This is a genomic window from Enterobacter sp. V87_3 (genome assembly GCF_029967835.1).
GTDB lineage: Bacteria > Pseudomonadota > Gammaproteobacteria > Enterobacterales > Enterobacteriaceae > Enterobacter > Enterobacter cancerogenus.
Genome location: NZ_JASCAM010000010.1, coordinates 86,335 through 104,349, shown reverse-complemented (window position 1 = coordinate 104,349; position 18,015 = coordinate 86,335). Strand labels below are relative to the sequence as shown.

Sequence of the window (18,015 nt, the reverse complement as noted above, 5' to 3'; positions counted from 1 at the left end):
TTCATTAACTGTTCATGGCATTGAACTGTTGGGTCAGGTAGCTTCCCGTGGAGTCCATCTGCGACACCAACTGACTCAAACTTGTAAACTGCGTTTTGTAGCGCGCCATGGTGGCGGTAATCTGCGCATTGACGCGATCGTACTCTTCGGACAGATTTTTCAGCGTCTTGTTAATACCATCGGTGGCGCTTTTAACCGAACCGTCGTTGCCCAACATGGTTTTCAGCAGGTTGCTGGTTTCCGTGGCGAACCCGGTGGTTTTGCCATCTCCCGACAGGAATGAAACCACGTCGGCCGATTTTTCATTCAGCGCTTTGTTGAGTTTGGTACTGTCTACGGTAAGCTTGCCGGTAAGATCCTGAGTGACGCCGAGCTGAGACAGTAATCCCAGGTTGCCGCCCTGTGAGCTGGAAAGCTTTGAACGAAGCTGCGTTTGAATGCTGCGCAACGTGCCATCACCTAACAGATCACCGTTACTGGTGTCTTGCGTACCGCTGCCCTGATCGACCGAGGTGTACTTCGTCTGATTAGTGATCGTCGTTTGCAGCGAGTTATAAGCATCCACAAACGCCTGGATCGCATCCACCATCGGCTGGTTATCTTTCACCACCGTCAGGGTTTCCGGGTTACCTGTATTCGTTTTAGTCAGGTTAAGCGTCACGCCTTCCGGTGCGTCTGTAATAGTGTTGCTGCTACGGGTGATTTCAATCCCGTTAATTTTCACCACGGCGTCTGACGCTTTAACCTGCTCCGTCATCGCACTGGATGCACCGCTCTCGTCGTAGCTAATGTACTGCGCTAAGGCTGCATCATCGGTTGAGACGGTCATTTTATTCGTCGTACCGCTGTCGCGTGAGGTCAGCGACAGGTAGTAGCTGTTATCGTCCGCTTTAATGATACTTGCGGTAACGCTGCCCTGTTTGGCGTTGATGGCATCGCGCACGTCAGCCAGGCTGGTTTTATCACTCGCCAGCGTCACGGTCATCGGATCTTTCTGGCCCGGCTGGGAGATCGTGATGGTGCGCGAGCTCATGCTGCTGTCGCCAAGATCGGTATCTTTACTCGCCACTTTCGGGCTGAGTAACGATTGCGCCGCGGCAAGCTTGTTTACCTCAACAGAATAGGTTCCTGCTGTCGCGTTATTCGCAAGCGATGCGCTAAACGCAGTATTAGTGCTGGACACTTTTGCCTGAGCAATTGACGACGTATTTTTCAGCGCGTCAGTCGCGGTCTGTAATTTGGTTAATGATGTCTGCACCACGTTCCAGGCCGTCAGCTTTGCTTTATACGAGGTCTGCTGCGTGGTAATCGGCGTCAGCTTGGTTTGCTCTGCTGTTTGTAAGTTGTCATACAGGGTGCTGAGTCCAAGATTGGTACCTGCGCCGAGCGAACTGATACTTGCCATTTTTTCATCCTTTATTGAGACAATCACTGGATGCACTATCGGCAGAAACGAGAAAAAGATTAGCGTTATTTTTTAAATCCAATGCCGGAATAAAGCGGGGGAATATCGGGCAGTTTGCGTCTTTAAAAAAATGATCTTTTTTTCTAAAGATCGAGAAAGGGGTGTCGATAATCTGATTGACGGTGAGAAAGCCGTAGGCAGATGCCTGATATCGACAACTTTTTCAAAGGAATACACCATGGCTGTTATTAATACTAACACCCTGTCTCTGATGACTCAGAACAACCTGACTAAGTCTCAGTCTTCCCTGGGCACCGCGATTGAGCGTCTGTCCTCCGGCCTGCGTATTAACAGCGCGAAAGATGACGCTGCAGGCCAGGCAATCGCCAACCGTTTCACGTCTAACATCAACGGCCTGACCGTTGCTGCACGTAACGCCAACGACGGTATCTCTCTGGCGCAGACCGCTGAAGGCGCGCTGGGCGAAATCAACAACAACCTGCAGCGTATCCGTGACCTGACCGTTCAGGCGCAGAACAGCTCTAACTCCGCATCTGATATCGACTCCATTCAGGCGGAAGTGAACGAGCGTATGAAGGAAGTTAATCGCGTTACGTCCCAGACCGACTTCAACGGCATCAAAGTGCTGAACACCGGTTCCGGCACCAGCAACTACAGCTTCCAGGTTGGCGCGAAAGATGGTGAAACCATCGGCATCACCCTGAGCGCGAGCGACAGCTTCAACCTGGCGGCTGCTGGCGCGTCCGGCGGTGCACTGAACACCAAAACCATGGCATCTGGCGATACCGTTAACGGTACCCAGCGTTCCACTCAGGCTGTGGGCTTTGACGTGTTGAAAGGTGCGGTAACAGGCGGCGCAAGCGGCGCAGCATCTGGCTCCGCTCCGCTGGCAGACATCGATGCGGCGATCAAAGCGGTTGACTCCCAGCGCAGCCTGCTGGGTGCGTCTCAGAACCGTTTCGAGTCCACCATCACCAACCTGAACAATACCGTGAACAACCTGTCTGCTGCCCGCAGCCGTATTCAGGATTCCGACTACGCGACAGAAGTGTCCAACATGTCCCGCGCGCAGATCCTGCAGCAGGCTGGCTCTTCCGTACTGGCTCAGGCCAACCAGGTTCCGCAGACCATGCTGTCCCTGCTGCGTTAAGAGTATTAACGCCACAACAAAAGCGCCGCATGTCGGCGCTTTTTTCGTTTAAAATCAAAGAAAAAAAAGAAAATAAGAACGAAAGTTCTAAAGTTTGCAGAGGCCTTGTCGATAACCTTTATGAAGGCGATGAAGCCCCTGGCCGCATGCCGTAACTCAATACTTTACTAAGGACAACTATTATGGCAGTGATTAATACTAACACTCTGTCGCTGATGACTCAGAACAACCTGAGCAAATCTCAGTCTTCTCTGGGCACCGCGATTGAGCGCCTGTCCTCCGGCCTGCGTATTAACAGCGCGAAAGATGACGCTGCAGGCCAGGCAATCGCCAACCGTTTCACGTCTAACATCAACGGCCTGACCGTTGCTGCACGTAACGCCAACGACGGTATCTCTCTGGCGCAGACCGCTGAAGGCGCGCTGGGCGAAATCAACAACAACCTGCAGCGTATCCGTGACCTGACCGTTCAGGCGCAGAACAGCTCTAACTCCGCATCTGATATCGACTCCATTCAGGCGGAAGTGAACGAGCGTATGAAGGAAGTTAACCGCGTTACGTCCCAGACCGACTTCAACGGCATCAAAGTGCTGAACACCGGTTCCGGCACCAGCAACTACAGCTTCCAGGTTGGTGCAAAAGATGGCGAAACCATCGGCATCACCCTGAGCGCGAGCGACAGCTTCAACCTGGCGGCGGCTGGCGCGTCCGGCGGTGCACTGAACACCAAAACCATGGCATCTGGCGATACCGTTAACGGTACCCAGCGCTCCACTCAGGCTGTGGGCTTTGACGTGCTGAAAGGCTCCGTTACCGGCGGCGCAAGCGGTGCAGCATCTGGCTCCGCTCCGCTGGCAGACATCGATGCGGCGATCAAAGCGGTTGACTCTCAGCGTAGCCTGCTGGGTGCGTCTCAGAACCGTTTCGAGTCCACCATCACCAACCTGAACAACACCGTGAACAACCTGTCCGCTGCCCGCAGCCGTATTCAGGATTCCGACTACGCGACAGAAGTGTCCAACATGTCCCGCGCGCAGATCCTGCAGCAGGCTGGCTCTTCCGTACTGGCTCAGGCCAACCAGGTTCCGCAGACCATGCTGTCCCTGCTGCGTTAATATAAAACGCGTAAAAGCCCCGGCCCTATGGCCGGGGCTTTTTTATGCGTCTTGCTCACAGAAACTCAACGTATTTGGCGTTAAGCCAGCATTCAGCCAGTCTTACGGCCATTTTTCTCTCCAGCCTTAACCGCGATCTACGTCCAGAGACAAACGTCAGGAAACCATGAGTTTTCACCGTGTGTTATCGGGATTGAATCAGTATCAATCCAGTATCGTGCTTATCATAAACGGATGCCGATACCGTGGTGTCCAGGAGCCATCATAGGGAATCTCGTTATGTCGCCATCCACGCTGGTTAGCCTTGTCCTGCCTGCCTATAAGTCATCCTGGTTCGAGGAGGCATTACGGTGTGCTTTCGCGCAAGATTATGACAATATTGAAATCATAGTTTCAGACGATTGCCCCAATAATGACATTTCTGACATTGTCTCCCGGTATCAATCCCTTTCTCCTTTCCCGCTGACTTACATCCGAAACGTACCCGCTCTGGGCGAAGCCAAAAACGTGATGCAATGCATCCGCGAGGCGAAAGGGGAGTACATCAAGTTTCTGTACGATGACGATACGATCGAGCCGCAGTGCGTTTCGTCCCTTGTAAAAGCCTTACAACAATTTCCGTCGGTACGACTCGCGACATCCCGGCGCAGCCGAATTGGTGTGTATGGTGAACGCCTTTGTGATATTGGCGCAACCGTCCCCATCGTGGCGGAAGATTCAATCCTCAATGGCCGGGATATCGTCAGTTACCAGTTACAGGAGATCGTCAATTTCATCGGCGAACCCAGCACGGTGCTGATGTATCGACAGGATTTACTGGATCTTATGGAACAGCCTGATGGGCTGTTTGCGCTTGATGGTTTGGTGATGCATTTCCTTGGCGATCTGACCATCTATATGAAGATCCTTCAGAAAGGGGACGTAGCCTACCTCGTTAAGCCGCTTTCTTCTCTGCGTGTCTCCCGCCAGCAGGTCAGCCAGCTGGGACGTGAACGCGATTCACGCGCAGAGAAAACCCACATTGAATTTCCAAAACGGCTCAAGCTTCTCGACATGGGGGATGAGACCACAACGCCGCTTCGCCATATACGCGTAGCGAGTTTTACGAAGCCCGACCAGTTTGTCCTGCGTGATATCTCCAGCGAGATCCAGGCGGGGATGAAAGAGTCGCAACTCGCCGACTGGTTGCAGCAGCGTCAGGTTCCCACTGCGCAACAAAGCTTGATGGACGAGCGCAATGCAAGCGTGGACGCTGCTGACCTGACCGTAGTGATCTTTGGCGGACGCGGCGCTCAGGATGTTGAGAAGACGCTCGCCTCCCTGATGCACAAACGCTATAGCGGGTTAACGATTCATCCGGTCGTCGTAGGCATGGAAAACGTCGAACATGTTCGCACGTTCCCGGCATCGGTAGGTCTCCATCATGCACTGGAAGAACTGGCTACCGAGCGCCCGCGCGGCTGGTTTATCGCCTTCGAGGCAGGCGGAGAGTTCTATGATTCCGGTTTGACGTCTCTCGCCTCGACGCTTATCGAGGCAGAGTCTCTGTCTGCCATTTATGGCGATGAAATTTTCACCATCGACCAGAAGGTCATTGGGGGTAAATTCAAATCGGATTTCAACCTTGACCTTTTTCTGAGTCAGCCGCAGATGCTGGCACGCAGCTGGTTCCTGCGCGGTGAAACGATCACTCAGTTCGGGATCGACGCCAGCATGGGCGCGGCGTTTGAGTTTGACCTCCTTATTAAGCTTATCGAAAGCCAGGGATTTGCTCCGCTCGGTCATTTGGCGGAGCCGCTGTTCCTGGGGATGAACCCCGCTGCCGCGCCGGATCAGGAACAACGTATCCTGCTGCGTCACCTGCACAATCGCGGCTATGCCGATGCGCAGATCGAGGTCGATATTTTCGGCCATTACCATATCCAGTACGGTCATGCCGATGTGCCTTTGGTCTCAATCATTATTGCTGCAGGGGACCGCGTCGCCCCGCTGGTCACCTGCGTGACCTCGGTTATCGAAAAAACGCAGTGGCCGCATTATGAGATGATTGTGATCGCTGACCAAACGGCACCCTCCGAGGTGACGACCTGGCTCAACGGTCTGGCGGAAATCGATCCTGCCCGGATCAAGGTGTGTTATGCAGAGGATATCACCTCACATGCCCGGGCATACAATCAAGCATCGACGGTGGCGCAAGGGCGATATGTTGCGTTTGTGCATCCGGATCTGGTTATCACGCAACCCGGCTGGCTAAATGCATTGCTCAATCACGGGCAGCGCCCTGAAGTGGGCGTAGTGGGTGGAAAACAGCTTTACGGTGACGGAACGGTTCGCCATGCCGGATATCTGTTGGGGGTCAATGGTGTTGCTGGCGAAGCTTTTTATGGCACGGATGACAGCTTTAAAAGCTACATGGGAAGGCTGCACGCGGATCAAAACTACAGCGCTGTCTCAGGCGATTTCATGCTGGTGGATAAACAGGCTTTCGATGCCGCGGGCGGCATCGATGATGCTTTAGATTCGTTCTGGGACATAGACCTGTGCCTGCGTATTCGTGAGCAGGGCTGGTTTACTGTGTGGACACCATCCGCAACCGTGCTGCGGACGGTTGGGCCGAAAGAGGCACTTTCCGAGCGAGAAAAAACAACCTTGCGCGAGCAAAAGGAACGTGAAGAGGATGAGATGTTTCGGCGCTGGATGCCGATCCTCTGTAACGATCCGGCGTACAACATCAACCTTTCGCTGAGCAGCGAACAGTTTATGGTGAACCCGGACAGTAAGCTTAGCTGGCGGCCCTTATCCTGGAACCCGTTACCGGTTGTGATGCCGCATATGGGTGATTATGCGGGCTGTGGTTACTATCGTATCATTAAGCCGTTTGAATCCATGGTTGAGCATCAGCGTGTCGACGGCAAACTCTCGCCCGGACTGGCGAGCATGCCCGCGCTGGCACGCTACAAACCTGACAGCATCATTATTCAACGGCAATTCACGCCGGAGTTTCAGCAATGGATGCGGGTCGTGAAAAAACGCACCGGGATCTTCAGCGTGTTCGAACTGGATGATTACCTGCCTAATATTCCAGTGAAGAACCAGCACAAGCAGGAATTTGACAGCGATACGTTGAAAAACCTGCGTAAGACGCTCAGTTACATGGATCGTTTTGTGGTTTCGACGCAACCTTTAGCAGATGCTTTTTCACCTTATCATCCTAATATTGTCGTTATGCAAAACAGGGTCTCCGCTGACTGGTGGTCTGGCTTAACCAGCCTTCGCCAGCAGGGTCGCAAGCCCCGGGTAGGCTGGGCAGGGGGATCAAGTCACCGCGGCGATCTGGAAATGATTGCCGACGTGGTAAAAGCTTTCGCCAGTGAAGTGGACTGGATCTTTTTGGGCATGTGTCCGGATAAACTTTTGCCGTACGTGCATGAGTTTCATCATGGCGTGGATATCGAGGTTTATCCGCGCAAGCTCGCATCGCTTAATCTCGATCTGGCGATTGCTCCGGTGGAAGACAATCTGTTCAATGCCTGTAAAAGTAACCTTCGCCTGCTGGAGTATGGGGCATGCGCGATCCCGGTTATTTGTAGCGATGTTGAGTGTTACCGCTCAATAGATGAGGTGACGCGCGTGCGAAACCGCTATAAGGATTGGGCCGACGCGCTGCGTTTCCATCTGGATAATCCTGCGCAGAGTGAGCGAATGGGTAAAGCCCTACAGACCACGATTTTCCGCGACTGGATGCACAATGCCGACAGCGCTGCCCTGTGGGCTAAAGCCTGGTTACCTGATTAATATGTTAAGGGCGGATAATCCGCCCTTTTTTAGGCGCTGCCCCGGCAAGCGAATCGGCCTAACGTGTTTTCCAGTAATCCATAAACCCGTCTTTGCCATAAAACCAACAGGTCTGCAGCTCGTCATTAATCTGCTCGATGCGTGGCTTAACCGTGGCGTAAGGCTCACGTAGCAAGATCCAGCATTTACTTTTAGGGCTATATATCGACGATCTATAACCCCACTGTTCCATCAAAATGTTCATACTTTTATTGGTATGGACAACCGTATGCACTGGAACGTCTGTATAAAACCAGGCGGGATCCTTTGGTATGCGATCAACCACTACGGTGTGGATCAGCAGCGAACCGTTATCCGAGACGAGGTCGTTAACGTCGTCCAGATCCTGCCGGGTAAGCACATGCTCGAACATGGCTGAGTTGATGACCATTGACCAGTTTTTTTTCTGCGGTTCATCGATGTAATGATGCTCCGGATTCCTCACATACTTATCGTAACAGGGAATATCGCGGTTAAAGTACTTGCGTAACAAATGGCTCAGCCTTCCGTAACCTGCGGCATAGTCAAGCACGCTGCTGACATCGACAACATTATGCCGGGCCAGAAGTTCAATCATCAGCGCTTGCTCTATATAGGGCGGTGCGTTGAACCCACTTACACTTCTTCCGCCGGATTCGCTGTGGTGATGGTGATAATCGGTATTGAGTTTTTCCCATCGCTGAAACGGTATTTCTTTATGTGTTTTTGAGCTGAGAAAATGGCATCGTGGGCACTCATAAAAAAGCACAGGAACCAAATCGCGGGTAAGAACATCCATTGAGGGTGCATGGTATTTATCTTTCTGGAAATAAAACTGCATTTCCGAATCACAAATCAGGCAGGTTGGCGTAGTCATAAATTTCCTGTGAGCATCAGTTTGTAGCAAAGAGTGACACAAATGTCGAACACCCAGCGGTGGAGTATCCATCACTTTTAGTCATATTTTTACGGATTGGCGCTGCAGGAAAGGGCTTGCCTGATGGGTAAGTTATCAGTTGGTTTAACCCTGTTTCACCGCGTTTATAGAGCGATTAGCGCGCCTGCAAGAAAATATACTGTCAGGTAGATTAAGCTGATGCTGGGTTGAACTGAAATGAACAAGAATGTGATGGTGACAAGCCCGTTGCTGCCTCCTCTGGAATCGTTTATTCCCTATCTGGAAGAGATTTGGCAAAGCAAAAAACTGACCAACGGTGGGCCATTTCATATTCAACTTGAGCAGGCGCTGACGGAATATCTTGGGGTTGGTCATATGAGCCTGTTTGCAAACGGGACGCTGGCGCTCATGACCGCGCTTCAGGCGCTTCGTATTTCAGGGGAAGTCATTACCACGCCTTATTCATTTGTGGCCACTTCCCATGCGTTGCTGTGGAATAATATCAAACCCGTATTTGTGGATGTCGATCCCGCCACGTGTAACATGGATCCGGCAAAGATTGAGGCGGCAATTACGCCCGCGACCACGGCCATCATGCCGGTGCATTGTTATGGCCTGCCGTGTGACGTTGAGGCGATCCAGCGCATTGCAGACAATTACGGTCTACGGGTTATTTATGATGCAGCCCATGCGTTCGGCGTTAGCGTGGGCGATAACAGCATCCTGAATCACGGCGATCTGTCGGTACTGAGTTTTCACGCCACGAAAGTCTTCAATACCTTCGAAGGGGGCGCGATTATTTGCCCTAATGACAAGGTGAAAAAGCGCATCGATTATCTAAAAAACTTTGGCTTTGCTGATGAAACGACGGTTGTCGCTCCCGGGATTAACGGAAAAATGAATGAGTTCCAGGCCGCTTTTGGTTTGCTGCAGCTGGAACATATTGAAGAGGCCTTGATTAAGCGCAGAGATATTTTTCAAAATTATTATGAAGCGCTGAGTCACATTCCTGGCATCTCTTTTATTCATACCCCTTCCGAGGTTAACTGGAACTACGCGTATTGCCCTGTGTTTATTGATGATAACGTTTTCCCATTGACCCGCGACGAGCTTTACCAGCAACTGAAAGAGCACAACGTATTCACTCGTCGCTATTTTTATCCGTTAATTTCAGAATTCCCGATGTATAAGGGGCTGACATCGTCGCATCCTTCTAATTTGCCGTGCGCGCATCATGTCTCCTCTGGCGTATTGTGTTTACCACTCTATCCCGATCTACAACGTGACGAGATTGAACGGATAATCGGTGTGATTGTAAACCTAAGCCATTCAAGGGCGGCGTGATTTCCTATGGATCAGCGATTCGTTATGTTCAGCGGGGCGAATGAACGCGCAATTATTGCCTGCTGCCGTCATTTCAAACGTGCCGGGGCATGTTTCTCGATTATTTCACGCCCTTCACGCGACAAAATTTTTTATACAGCCTATAAAAACAGGGTCGATGCCCGTCGCACGTTAGACCGATTAGACGCCGATGATATGGTCCGTCAAATCGAAATCCTTCGGAATAACTATCCGGCCGATAAGTTGATTTATGTACCCACGGCTGAATCCGTTAACCGTGTGATGTTAGAGCATCGTGCGAGATTTACCGCGAGCGGATTAACCATTCCGCTTTGTGACGAAAGTCTCTATGCCACACTTTCCGATAAATCCACCTTCAATGCGTTAGCCGCGACGTACGGTATTTTGCTACCGGAACCGCTCGATGTTCCTGATAACACGGGTCTTCCTTGCGTTGCCAAACCAAAACAAGAATTTTCAACCGTGACGGGTGAAAAGATTTATCCCCAGCTGCTGTTTACCCCTCGCGATCTGCAGGATTTTTCATCGAGCCATGCGTCGAGCGACTATTTTTTCCAGAAGTATATCGACGGTGAAAGCTATTATCTTCTGCTGTTCATGTCCGGTGGGATAGTCAAAAAACTGTGGCAAAAAAATTTATTACAGCAGGCCGAAGGCAAATCCATTATCTCTGCCGAAATATGCACCTGCCCGGACGAGGTGGTTGAGTCGCAAATACTCACGTTACTCCAGTCAACGGGTTATGCGGGTTTTATCATGGTCGAAATAATGAGAGAAAAAGAGCAATCTTATCTCATTGAAGCGAATCCCCGCCTGTGGGGTCCCTTTGAGCTGGCCGTTTCTCATGGCTTCAATCCCGCGTGGGTTAGCATGAGCGGTACCTGTCCCGACGCGCCGCACCGTCCCCGGCGCTATCTCTGGCTCAACGGATGGTTGCAGAACCGGGCTTCGGGGAAAAATGTGCGGCTGTTTTTGTCTCCGGGACAATCCCCGGCCAGGTTTATTACGCGGTTGTGCCTGAGCGATATTTACCTACAGCGTGACACGTTACGGCTTTTCGCGCATGAGGGTATAACCGCAGTTAAATCGTTTTTGAAACGTAGGTCTTCTGTTTTACGGAGTGAGCATGTCACAGCCAGCGCTGATTGAGTCATTAAAAACACGATTAAGATCCGAATCAGATTCGGGAAAACATGCGCAGTATCAGGTTTTACCTGCTGAGTTATCACGACTCCTGGGTGGTGATATGCATCAGCCTTCATCTCGTTACGAACAACAGCGTTTCGACTATATCGCGCAGCGGGTTGATTTTAAAAACAAGGTTGTCGCGGATATTGGCTGCAATATGGGTTTTTTCGCCTTTTCCTCGCTGATGGCAGGGGCGAAGAAAGTCATTTGCTATGAGGGAACACGTCCCCATGCTGAGTTTGTTAAAGACTGTGCCACGCTGCTAGGGCGTGAAGCATCTTGCGACGTTCATGCCCGCTATTTTGAATTTATCAATGAGCAACTGGATGTTGATACCGCCATTCTGCTGAACGTATTGCACCATCTGGGCGATGACTACGGCGACTCGCAGTTAAACAGAGAACAGGCCCGAAAAGAAATCATCACGCATCTTAACAGCATGCAGGGTAAATGCCGGACGCTCATATTTCAGTTAGGTTTTAACTGGCGGGGAGACAGGAATTTACCTCTGTTTGCCACGGGCACCAAGGCTGAATTAATAGAGTATGTCACCACCCATACCTCTTCCTGGTGGGATATAGAACACATTGGGATAGCCGTAAATATGAATGGCACAATCGTGTACCAGGATATGAATGACAAAAATATTGCACGGCGGGATGACATGGGTGAGTTTTTAAATCGTCCCGTGTTTATCCTGCGAAGTAAGCAACGCTAAAAAAAGTAGAACGCACCTTCGGGTGGGTTGCATAAGGCGAAATAGCTTCAGGTGGGGATAGTGTGCATTCAGCGCAATGGCATTATCGCTCATCCTGAGGTTATTCAAGGATGTAACGCTAATTAAAAAGGAAAAACGCCGGTTTTACGCCGTGCGTTGACCACCTTTTTTATCCTGCATTTTGTTACATCTCCCTTTTTTACCGGCGCAACTCATAAATAAACTGCTTTTTCACCCACTATTCACCCGATTAAAACCCCTCCAGAATCGGATAATCATGCCGATAACTCAACTAACGCAGGGCTGTTTATCGTGAATTCACTCTATACCGCTGAAGGTGTAATGGATAAACACTCGCTGTGGCAGCGTTATGTCCCGCTGGTGCGTCACGAAGCATTGCGCCTCCAGGTGCGGTTGCCGGCGAGCGTGGAACTGGACGATCTGCTACAGGCGGGCGGTATCGGGTTATTGAATGCAGTTGACCGATACGACGCTCTGCAAGGAACGGCATTTACGACTTACGCAGTTCAGCGTATTCGTGGTGCGATGCTGGACGAGTTGCGCAGCCGCGATTGGGTGCCGCGCAGCGTTCGCCGCAACGCGCGCGAAGTGGCACATGCAATGGGACAGCTGGAACAGGAACTGGGGCGCAACGCGACGGAAACAGAAGTGGCGGAGCGTCTGGGTATTGCTGTTGAAGACTATCGTCAGATGTTGCTCGATACCAATAATAGCCAACTCTTCTCTTACGACGAGTGGCGCGAAGAGCATGGCGACAGTATCGAGCTGGTGACGGATGAGCATCAGCAAGAAAACCCGTTACACCATTTAATGGAAGGTAACTTACGCCAGCGCGTGATGGAAGCGATTGAAGCGTTACCAGAACGTGAACAGCTGGTGTTGACCCTTTATTACCAGGAAGAGCTTAATCTCAAGGAGATTGGCGCGGTGCTGGAAGTAGGGGAGTCGCGGGTTAGCCAGCTGCACAGCCAGGCCATAAAACGCTTACGGACAAAACTGGGTAAGTTGTAGGTGATTCATTCACCTGAAAATGCCGCACAACGTATTGACAACCAGGAGTTATCATGACGGTGCAGCACGCTAAAAGACGGCCTCTAAGCCGCTACCTGAAAGACTTTAAACACAGCCAGACGCATTGCGCCCACTGTAACAAGCTACTCGACCGTATCACGCTGGTACGTCGCGGTGAAATCGTGAATAAAATTGCGATCTCTCGCCTTGATACCTTACTGGATGAAGCCGCCTGGCGCGAAGAGCAAAAAGAGTGGGTAGCGCTTTGCCGTTTCTGTGGCGATCTCCATTGCAAAGAGCAAAGCGACTTCTTTGATATCATCGGCTTCAAACAGTTCCTGTTTGAGCAGACCGAGATGAGCCACGGCACCGTGCGTGAATATGTGGTGCGCCTGCGCCGTCTTGGTCAGCATCTCACTCTGCAGAACCTTTCCCCTGATCTGCTGAAGACCGGTTATCTGGATGAGAATCTGGAGCCATGGTTGCCTGCCACCAGCACCAACAACTACCGCATTGCGCTGCGCAAGTACGCGCAATATAAGGTACAAATGCCGGTGGCGTTACAGCAGAAAGTCCACGCCGAGACAACTTCTGATATATATTAAAAATGAATAAGATGTAGCGCAGTCGCCTTTGACCTTGCAGGCGATTTCTCTACACTACTCAAAAATTCCACTGTATCGGGGTATATATGAAATTAGCACTTCTGGGTCGTCAGGCGCTGATGGGTGTGATGGCCGTTGCGCTGGTCGCAGGGATGAGCGTGAAAACGTTCGCGGCGGAAAATCTGCTGAATAAAGTCAAAGAGCGCGGCACGCTGCTGGTTGGGCTGGAAGGGACCTATCCTCCGTTCAGCTTCCAGGGTGACGACGGTAAACTGACCGGTTTTGAAGTCGAGTTTGCCGAAGAGCTGGCGAAGCACCTGGGCGTCAAAGCCTCTCTCAAACCGACCAAATGGGACGGGATGCTGGCCTCGCTGGACTCTAAACGCATCGATGTGGTGATCAATCAGGTGACCATTTCTGATGAGCGTAAGAAGAAATATGATTTCTCCACGCCGTACACCGTGTCGGGTATCCAGGCGCTGGTGAAGAAAGGTAACGAAGGGACCATTAAGTCCGCGGCTGACCTGAAAGGGAAAAAAGTGGGCGTCGGTCTTGGGACCAACTACGAAGAGTGGCTGCGTCAGAACGTTCAGGGTGTAGATATCCGTACCTATGATGACGACCCGACGAAATATCAGGATCTCCGCGTCGGCCGTATCGATGCCATTCTGGTTGACCGTCTGGCCGCGCTGGACCTGGTGAAGAAAACCAACAATACCCTGGCCGTTGCGGGTGATGCGTTCTCTCGTCAGGAGTCTGGTGTGGCGGTGCGTAAAGGTAACGACGATCTGCTGAAAGCCATCGATGGCGCGATTGCAGAGATGCAAAAAGACGGCAGCCTGAAGGCGCTGTCTGAGAAGTGGTTCGGCGCCGACGTGACCAAATAAGCTTTGTGTGACAAAAAAAGGCGCTTTTAAAAGCGCCTTTTTTATTTATGACGTGACTACGTGCATAATAAAAATATCAATTCTTGTATGCGTTAACGGAGAACCCATGTCACTGCAGAATGTAACGCGCTTCCCCCGCCTGGAATTTATTGGGGCACCCACGCCGCTGGAGTACCTGCCGCGTTTTTCTGACTATTTAGGACGCGATATTTTCATCAAACGGGATGACGTGACGCCAATGGCGATGGGCGGCAACAAGCTGCGCAAGCTGGAATTCCTCGCCGCCGATGCCCTGCGCGAAGGGGCGGATACGCTGATCACCGCCGGGGCCATTCAGTCGAACCACGTTCGCCAGACGGCCGCAGTGGCGGCGAAGCTGGGGCTGCACTGCGTGGCACTGCTGGAAAACCCTATCGGAACACATGCGGAAAACTATCTGACCAACGGCAACCGCCTGCTGCTGGATCTGTTCAACGTGCAGGTTGAAATGGTCGATGCGTTGAACGATCCGAATGCGCAGCTTGAGGAGCTGGCCACGCGGCTGGAAGCTCAGGGGTTTCGGCCCTATGTGATCCCGGTCGGCGGTTCGAATGCACTGGGGGCGCTGGGTTATGTGGAGAGCGCGCTGGAAATCGCGCAGCAGTGTGAAGGCGCAGTGAGCTTATCCTCGGTGGTGGTTGCCTCCGGCAGCGCGGGCACGCATGCCGGGCTGGCGGTCGGACTTGAACAACTGATGCCGGACGTTGAACTGATTGGCGTGACGGTGTCCCGCAGCGTGCCCGAGCAAAAACCGAAGGTCGTTACATTACAGCAGGCGGTGGCTGAGCAGCTAGAGCTGAAGGCAAAAGCCGAGATCCTGCTGTGGGATGACTATTTTGCGCCGGGCTATGGCACGCCAAACGAAGAGGGTATGGAAGCGGTCAAACTGCTGGCGCGTCTGGAAGGTATCCTGCTTGACCCGGTCTACACGGGCAAGGCGATGGCAGGCCTGATTGACGGCATTACCCGCAAGCGCTTTAAGGATGAAGGCCCGATTTTATTCGTACACACGGGCGGAGCGCCCGCGCTGTTTGCCTATCATCCGCATGTTTAAAAATCAGGTCGAAAAATAATAATGCAAGAAAGTATTCAACTGGTTATTGATTCACTGCCCTTTCTGCTGAAGGGAGCGGTGTTTACCCTCCAGCTCAGCATCGGCGGGATGTTCTTCGGCCTGGTGCTCGGGTTTGTGCTGGCATTGATGCGCATGTCTCATGTCCTGCCGATTCGCTGGCTGGCACGGTTCTACATTTCCGTGTTTCGCGGTACGCCGCTTATCGCGCAGCTGTTTATGATTTACTACGGTTTGCCCCAGTTCGGCATCGAGCTTGATCCGATCCCCGCAGCGATGATTGGCCTGTCGCTGAACACCGCGGCATACACCTCCGAAACGCTGCGGGCGGCCATCTCGTCCATCGATAAAGGACAGTGGGAAGCCGCGGCCAGTATCGGGATGACGCCCTGGCAGACGCTGCGAAGGGCGATCCTGCCGCAGGCGGCGCGGGTGGCCTTGCCTCCGCTCAGCAACAGTTTTATCAGCCTGGTGAAAGATACTTCGCTTGCCGCGACGATCCAGGTGCCGGAACTGTTTCGTCAGGCGCAGCTCATCACGTCGCGCACGCTGGAGGTCTTCACCATGTATCTTGCGGCCTCGCTGATTTACTGGGTGATGGCGACCGTGCTCTCCGCGCTGCAGAACTACTTTGAAAACCAGCTTAACCGCCAGGAGCGAGATCCGAAATGAGTGCAATCGACGTTAAAAACCTGGTGAAAAAATTCCACGGTCAGACGGTGCTGCATGGCATCGACCTGGAAGTGGAAGAGGGCGAAGTGGTGGCGATCGTCGGCCCCAGCGGTTCGGGGAAAACCACGCTGTTGCGCAGTATTAATTTACTCGAGCAGCCGGAAGGGGGGACGATCCGCGTGGGTGATATCACCATCGATACCGGGAAACCCTTCGGGCAGCAGAAAGGGCTGATCCGCCGTTTGCGACAGCATGTGGGTTTTGTGTTTCAAAGCTTCAATCTTTTCCCGCACCGCACGGTGCTGGAGAACATCATTGAAGGCCCGGTCATCGTGAAGGGCGAGCCAAAGGAAGAAGCCACGGCCCGCGCGCGTGAGCTGCTGGCAAAAGTGGGGCTGGCAGGAAAAGAGACCAGCTACCCGCGACGTTTGTCCGGCGGACAACAGCAGCGCGTGGCCATTGCCCGTGCGCTGGCGATGCGCCCTGAGGTGATATTATTCGACGAACCTACTTCCGCGCTCGACCCGGAACTGGTGGGGGAGGTGCTGAATACTATCCGTCAGCTGGCACAAGAGAAGCGCACAATGGTGATCGTTACGCATGAAATGAGCTTTGCGCGTGACGTAGCCGACCGGGCCATCTTTATGGATCAGGGCCGCATCGTTGAGCAGGGGCCAGCTAAGCGCTTATTTGCTGACCCTCAGCAGCCGCGAACCCGGCAGTTCCTGGAAAAGTTCCTCATGCAGTAGCATATTGCACTAATTTGCTCCAGAATTTTCCGCTGGAGCAAATTATTCTCCACTGACCTCTTCCGGCAAACTTTTTTATACCATTCAGTTCGGTTAAACCGTATTAAAGCTGAAGGCAATTGCGAATTTGCCGATATTTTGCAGTTATAAATAAGATTTATGTGGTAGTTTATATTCACCATAAGAATGATTATCTTTATCAGGGGCTTCATCTAATAAGTATGAGGGATTCAGACTTTTTCACGTGGCGACGGAAATGCTTCCTTCGCTTTCAGGAGTTGACCTGTGCTGACGAGGTTTATCAGGAACTTCAGCAGCAAACACAGGCGCTCGAATTTGATTACTTCTCACTCTGCGTTCGACATCCGGTGCCGTTTACGCGCCCGAAGATTTCTGTACATTCCAGTTATCCCGATCGGTGGATGGCGCAATATAAGTCTGAGAATTATTTCGCGGTCGATCCAGTGCTTAAACCGGAGAACTTTATCCAGGGCCATTTACCCTGGACCGATGAATTATTCGCGGATGCCCAGGAATTATGGGGCGGGGCGCAGGACCACGGCATTCGCAAAGGCATAACGCAATGTCTGATGCTGCCGAATCATGCGCTCGGGTTCCTTTCGGTCTCCCGAACCAGCCTGCGCGAAAATGCGATCCACCATGAAGAGATCGAACTGCGACTGCAAATGCTGGTGCAAATGGCGCTGACGTCGTTGCTGAGGTTCGAACATGAGACGGTCATGCCGCCCGAAATGAAATTCAGCAAGCGCGAGCGTGAAATCCTGAAGTGGACAGCGGAAGGGAAAACCTCGGCGGAAATAGCCATCATTCTCTCGATTTCGGAGAACACGGTTAATTTCCATCAAAAGAATATGCAGAAGAAATTCAACGCGCCGAACAAAACGCAGATTGCATGCTACGCGGCAGCGACAGGACTGATTTGACTGAAAAAACGTTCTGCGTGGCAGACAAGACAACGGCTGAATGCTTTGCATCCAGCCGTTTTTTATTACTGACGGTAAGCCTGTTTGATCTGCTTAACCGTATTGGCAAATACCTCTGACTCTGCCTGATCTTCCATCTGCGCGATCTGTTTTTCCATTTTAATGATCACACGTCCCGCGTCCGCCTGACCCATGGCCTGTAGCATAAGCGTCAGCAGCGATTTCAGACAGTTTACTTCCTGTGCCAGTTCCTGGTTATTCTCCGCAGTGGCAAATTCAGGTGTGCTCATTTATTTTCCTCAATATAAAACAGCGCGCGAGCGCGACGATGAAAGTTATGGC

16 protein-coding genes are annotated in these 18,015 nt (G+C 52.0%); 13 read left to right on the top strand and 3 right to left on the bottom strand.

Annotated features, from left to right (window positions below; genetic code table 11):
- Positions 1-4: 4 nt before the first annotated feature.
- Positions 5-1,405 carry a flagellar filament capping protein FliD gene (fliD, locus tag QLG21_RS01065; RefSeq protein WP_282483692.1) on the bottom strand — a complete coding sequence of 467 codons (1,401 nt, stop codon included), beginning with the start codon at positions 1,403-1,405 and terminating at the stop codon, positions 5-7.
- A 238-nt stretch (positions 1,406-1,643) separates the two neighbouring features.
- On the opposite strand from fliD, the gene QLG21_RS01060 reads away from it, so the two are divergent.
- From QLG21_RS01060 to QLG21_RS01050, 3 genes are all read left to right on the top strand, one after another.
- Positions 1,644-2,576: a flagellin gene (locus QLG21_RS01060; protein WP_282483691.1), complete on the top strand. Its 933-nt coding sequence runs from the start codon at positions 1,644-1,646 to the stop codon at positions 2,574-2,576.
- Between the two features lie 182 nt (positions 2,577-2,758).
- Positions 2,759-3,691 (top strand): flagellin, encoded by a 933-nt coding sequence (locus QLG21_RS01055; protein WP_282483690.1) that lies wholly within the window; start codon positions 2,759-2,761, stop codon positions 3,689-3,691.
- A 279-nt stretch (positions 3,692-3,970) separates the two neighbouring features.
- Entirely contained in the window at positions 3,971-7,486 is a 3,516-nt protein-coding gene (locus QLG21_RS01050) for a glycosyltransferase (protein WP_282483689.1), read from the top strand.
- A gap of 58 nt (positions 7,487-7,544) precedes the next feature.
- On the opposite strand, the gene QLG21_RS01045 is transcribed toward QLG21_RS01050, so the two are convergent.
- Positions 7,545-8,381, bottom strand: a complete 837-nt coding sequence (locus QLG21_RS01045) for a methyltransferase domain-containing protein (RefSeq protein ID WP_282483688.1) — start codon at positions 8,379-8,381, stop codon at positions 7,545-7,547.
- A gap of 237 nt (positions 8,382-8,618) precedes the next feature.
- Between QLG21_RS01045 and QLG21_RS01040 the strand changes: the two genes are divergently transcribed.
- From QLG21_RS01040 to sdiA, 10 genes are all read left to right on the top strand, one after another.
- A complete protein-coding gene (locus QLG21_RS01040) occupies positions 8,619-9,746 on the top strand; it encodes a DegT/DnrJ/EryC1/StrS family aminotransferase (protein ID WP_282483687.1) in 1,128 nt (375 codons plus the stop codon).
- A gap of 6 nt (positions 9,747-9,752) precedes the next feature.
- Positions 9,753-10,916 (top strand): hypothetical protein, encoded by a 1,164-nt coding sequence (locus tag QLG21_RS01035; RefSeq protein WP_282483686.1) that lies wholly within the window; start codon positions 9,753-9,755, stop codon positions 10,914-10,916.
- The gene (locus QLG21_RS01030; RefSeq protein ID WP_282483685.1) at positions 10,894-11,673 is read left to right on the top strand and encodes a hypothetical protein; all 780 of its coding nucleotides are present in this window, start codon (positions 10,894-10,896) and stop codon (positions 11,671-11,673) included. The genes QLG21_RS01035 and QLG21_RS01030 overlap by 23 nt, the downstream gene beginning before the upstream one ends.
- Before the next feature lie 312 nt (positions 11,674-11,985).
- On the top strand, positions 11,986-12,705 hold the full coding sequence (locus tag QLG21_RS01025) for an RNA polymerase sigma factor FliA (RefSeq protein ID WP_042320109.1): 720 nt from the start codon (positions 11,986-11,988) through the stop codon (positions 12,703-12,705).
- 53 nt (positions 12,706-12,758) lie between these two features.
- Complete coding sequence (fliZ, locus tag QLG21_RS01020) at positions 12,759-13,310, top strand: flagella biosynthesis regulatory protein FliZ (RefSeq protein WP_058610161.1); 552 nt, start codon at positions 12,759-12,761, stop codon at positions 13,308-13,310.
- An 86-nt stretch (positions 13,311-13,396) separates the two neighbouring features.
- Positions 13,397-14,197: a cystine ABC transporter substrate-binding protein gene (gene tcyJ, locus QLG21_RS01015; RefSeq protein WP_006176124.1), complete on the top strand. Its 801-nt coding sequence runs from the start codon at positions 13,397-13,399 to the stop codon at positions 14,195-14,197.
- Positions 14,198-14,303: 106 nt separating this feature from the next.
- On the top strand, positions 14,304-15,290 hold the full coding sequence (gene dcyD, locus QLG21_RS01010; RefSeq protein WP_137848878.1) for a D-cysteine desulfhydrase: 987 nt from the start codon (positions 14,304-14,306) through the stop codon (positions 15,288-15,290).
- A 21-nt stretch (positions 15,291-15,311) separates the two neighbouring features.
- Entirely contained in the window at positions 15,312-15,980 is a 669-nt protein-coding gene (tcyL, locus tag QLG21_RS01005) for a cystine ABC transporter permease (RefSeq protein WP_006176122.1), read from the top strand.
- Positions 15,977-16,729: an L-cystine ABC transporter ATP-binding protein TcyN gene (gene tcyN / locus QLG21_RS01000; RefSeq protein ID WP_282483684.1), complete on the top strand. Its 753-nt coding sequence runs from the start codon at positions 15,977-15,979 to the stop codon at positions 16,727-16,729. Before tcyL ends, tcyN begins: the two co-directional genes overlap by 4 nt.
- 221 nt (positions 16,730-16,950) lie before the next feature.
- Positions 16,951-17,673 (top strand): transcriptional regulator SdiA, encoded by a 723-nt coding sequence (gene sdiA, locus QLG21_RS00995; protein WP_006176120.1) that lies wholly within the window; start codon positions 16,951-16,953, stop codon positions 17,671-17,673.
- Between the two features lie 65 nt (positions 17,674-17,738).
- Here the strand turns inward: sdiA and QLG21_RS00990 are convergent, their stop codons facing one another.
- Positions 17,739-17,963: a DUF2594 family protein gene (locus QLG21_RS00990; protein ID WP_006176119.1), complete on the bottom strand. Its 225-nt coding sequence runs from the start codon at positions 17,961-17,963 to the stop codon at positions 17,739-17,741.
- Positions 17,964-18,015 lie beyond the last annotated feature (52 nt).

Excerpts from the sequence above, each read along its gene's own strand:
- QLG21_RS01050 (WP_282483689.1), top strand. The coding sequence starts at position 3,971 with ATGTCGCCATCCACGCTGGTTAGCCTTGTCCTGCCTGCCTATAAGTCA.
- tcyL (WP_006176122.1), top strand. The coding sequence starts at position 15,312 with ATGCAAGAAAGTATTCAACTGGTTATTGATTCACTGCCCTTTCTGCTG.
- sdiA (WP_006176120.1), top strand. The coding sequence starts at position 16,951 with ATGAGGGATTCAGACTTTTTCACGTGGCGACGGAAATGCTTCCTTCGC.
- QLG21_RS01045 (WP_282483688.1), bottom strand. The coding sequence starts at position 8,381 with ATGACTACGCCAACCTGCCTGATTTGTGATTCGGAAATGCAGTTTTAT.
- QLG21_RS01030 (WP_282483685.1), top strand. The coding sequence starts at position 10,894 with ATGTCACAGCCAGCGCTGATTGAGTCATTAAAAACACGATTAAGATCC.
- QLG21_RS00990 (WP_006176119.1), bottom strand. The coding sequence starts at position 17,963 with ATGAGCACACCTGAATTTGCCACTGCGGAGAATAACCAGGAACTGGCA.
- tcyJ (WP_006176124.1), top strand. The coding sequence starts at position 13,397 with ATGAAATTAGCACTTCTGGGTCGTCAGGCGCTGATGGGTGTGATGGCC.
- dcyD (WP_137848878.1), top strand. The coding sequence starts at position 14,304 with ATGTCACTGCAGAATGTAACGCGCTTCCCCCGCCTGGAATTTATTGGG.
- tcyN (WP_282483684.1), top strand. The coding sequence starts at position 15,977 with ATGAGTGCAATCGACGTTAAAAACCTGGTGAAAAAATTCCACGGTCAG.
- QLG21_RS01040 (WP_282483687.1), top strand. The coding sequence starts at position 8,619 with ATGAACAAGAATGTGATGGTGACAAGCCCGTTGCTGCCTCCTCTGGAA.
- QLG21_RS01055 (WP_282483690.1), top strand. The coding sequence starts at position 2,759 with ATGGCAGTGATTAATACTAACACTCTGTCGCTGATGACTCAGAACAAC.
- fliZ (WP_058610161.1), top strand. The coding sequence starts at position 12,759 with ATGACGGTGCAGCACGCTAAAAGACGGCCTCTAAGCCGCTACCTGAAA.
- fliD (WP_282483692.1), bottom strand. The coding sequence starts at position 1,405 with ATGGCAAGTATCAGTTCGCTCGGCGCAGGTACCAATCTTGGACTCAGC.
- QLG21_RS01035 (WP_282483686.1), top strand. The coding sequence starts at position 9,753 with ATGGATCAGCGATTCGTTATGTTCAGCGGGGCGAATGAACGCGCAATT.
- QLG21_RS01060 (WP_282483691.1), top strand. The coding sequence starts at position 1,644 with ATGGCTGTTATTAATACTAACACCCTGTCTCTGATGACTCAGAACAAC.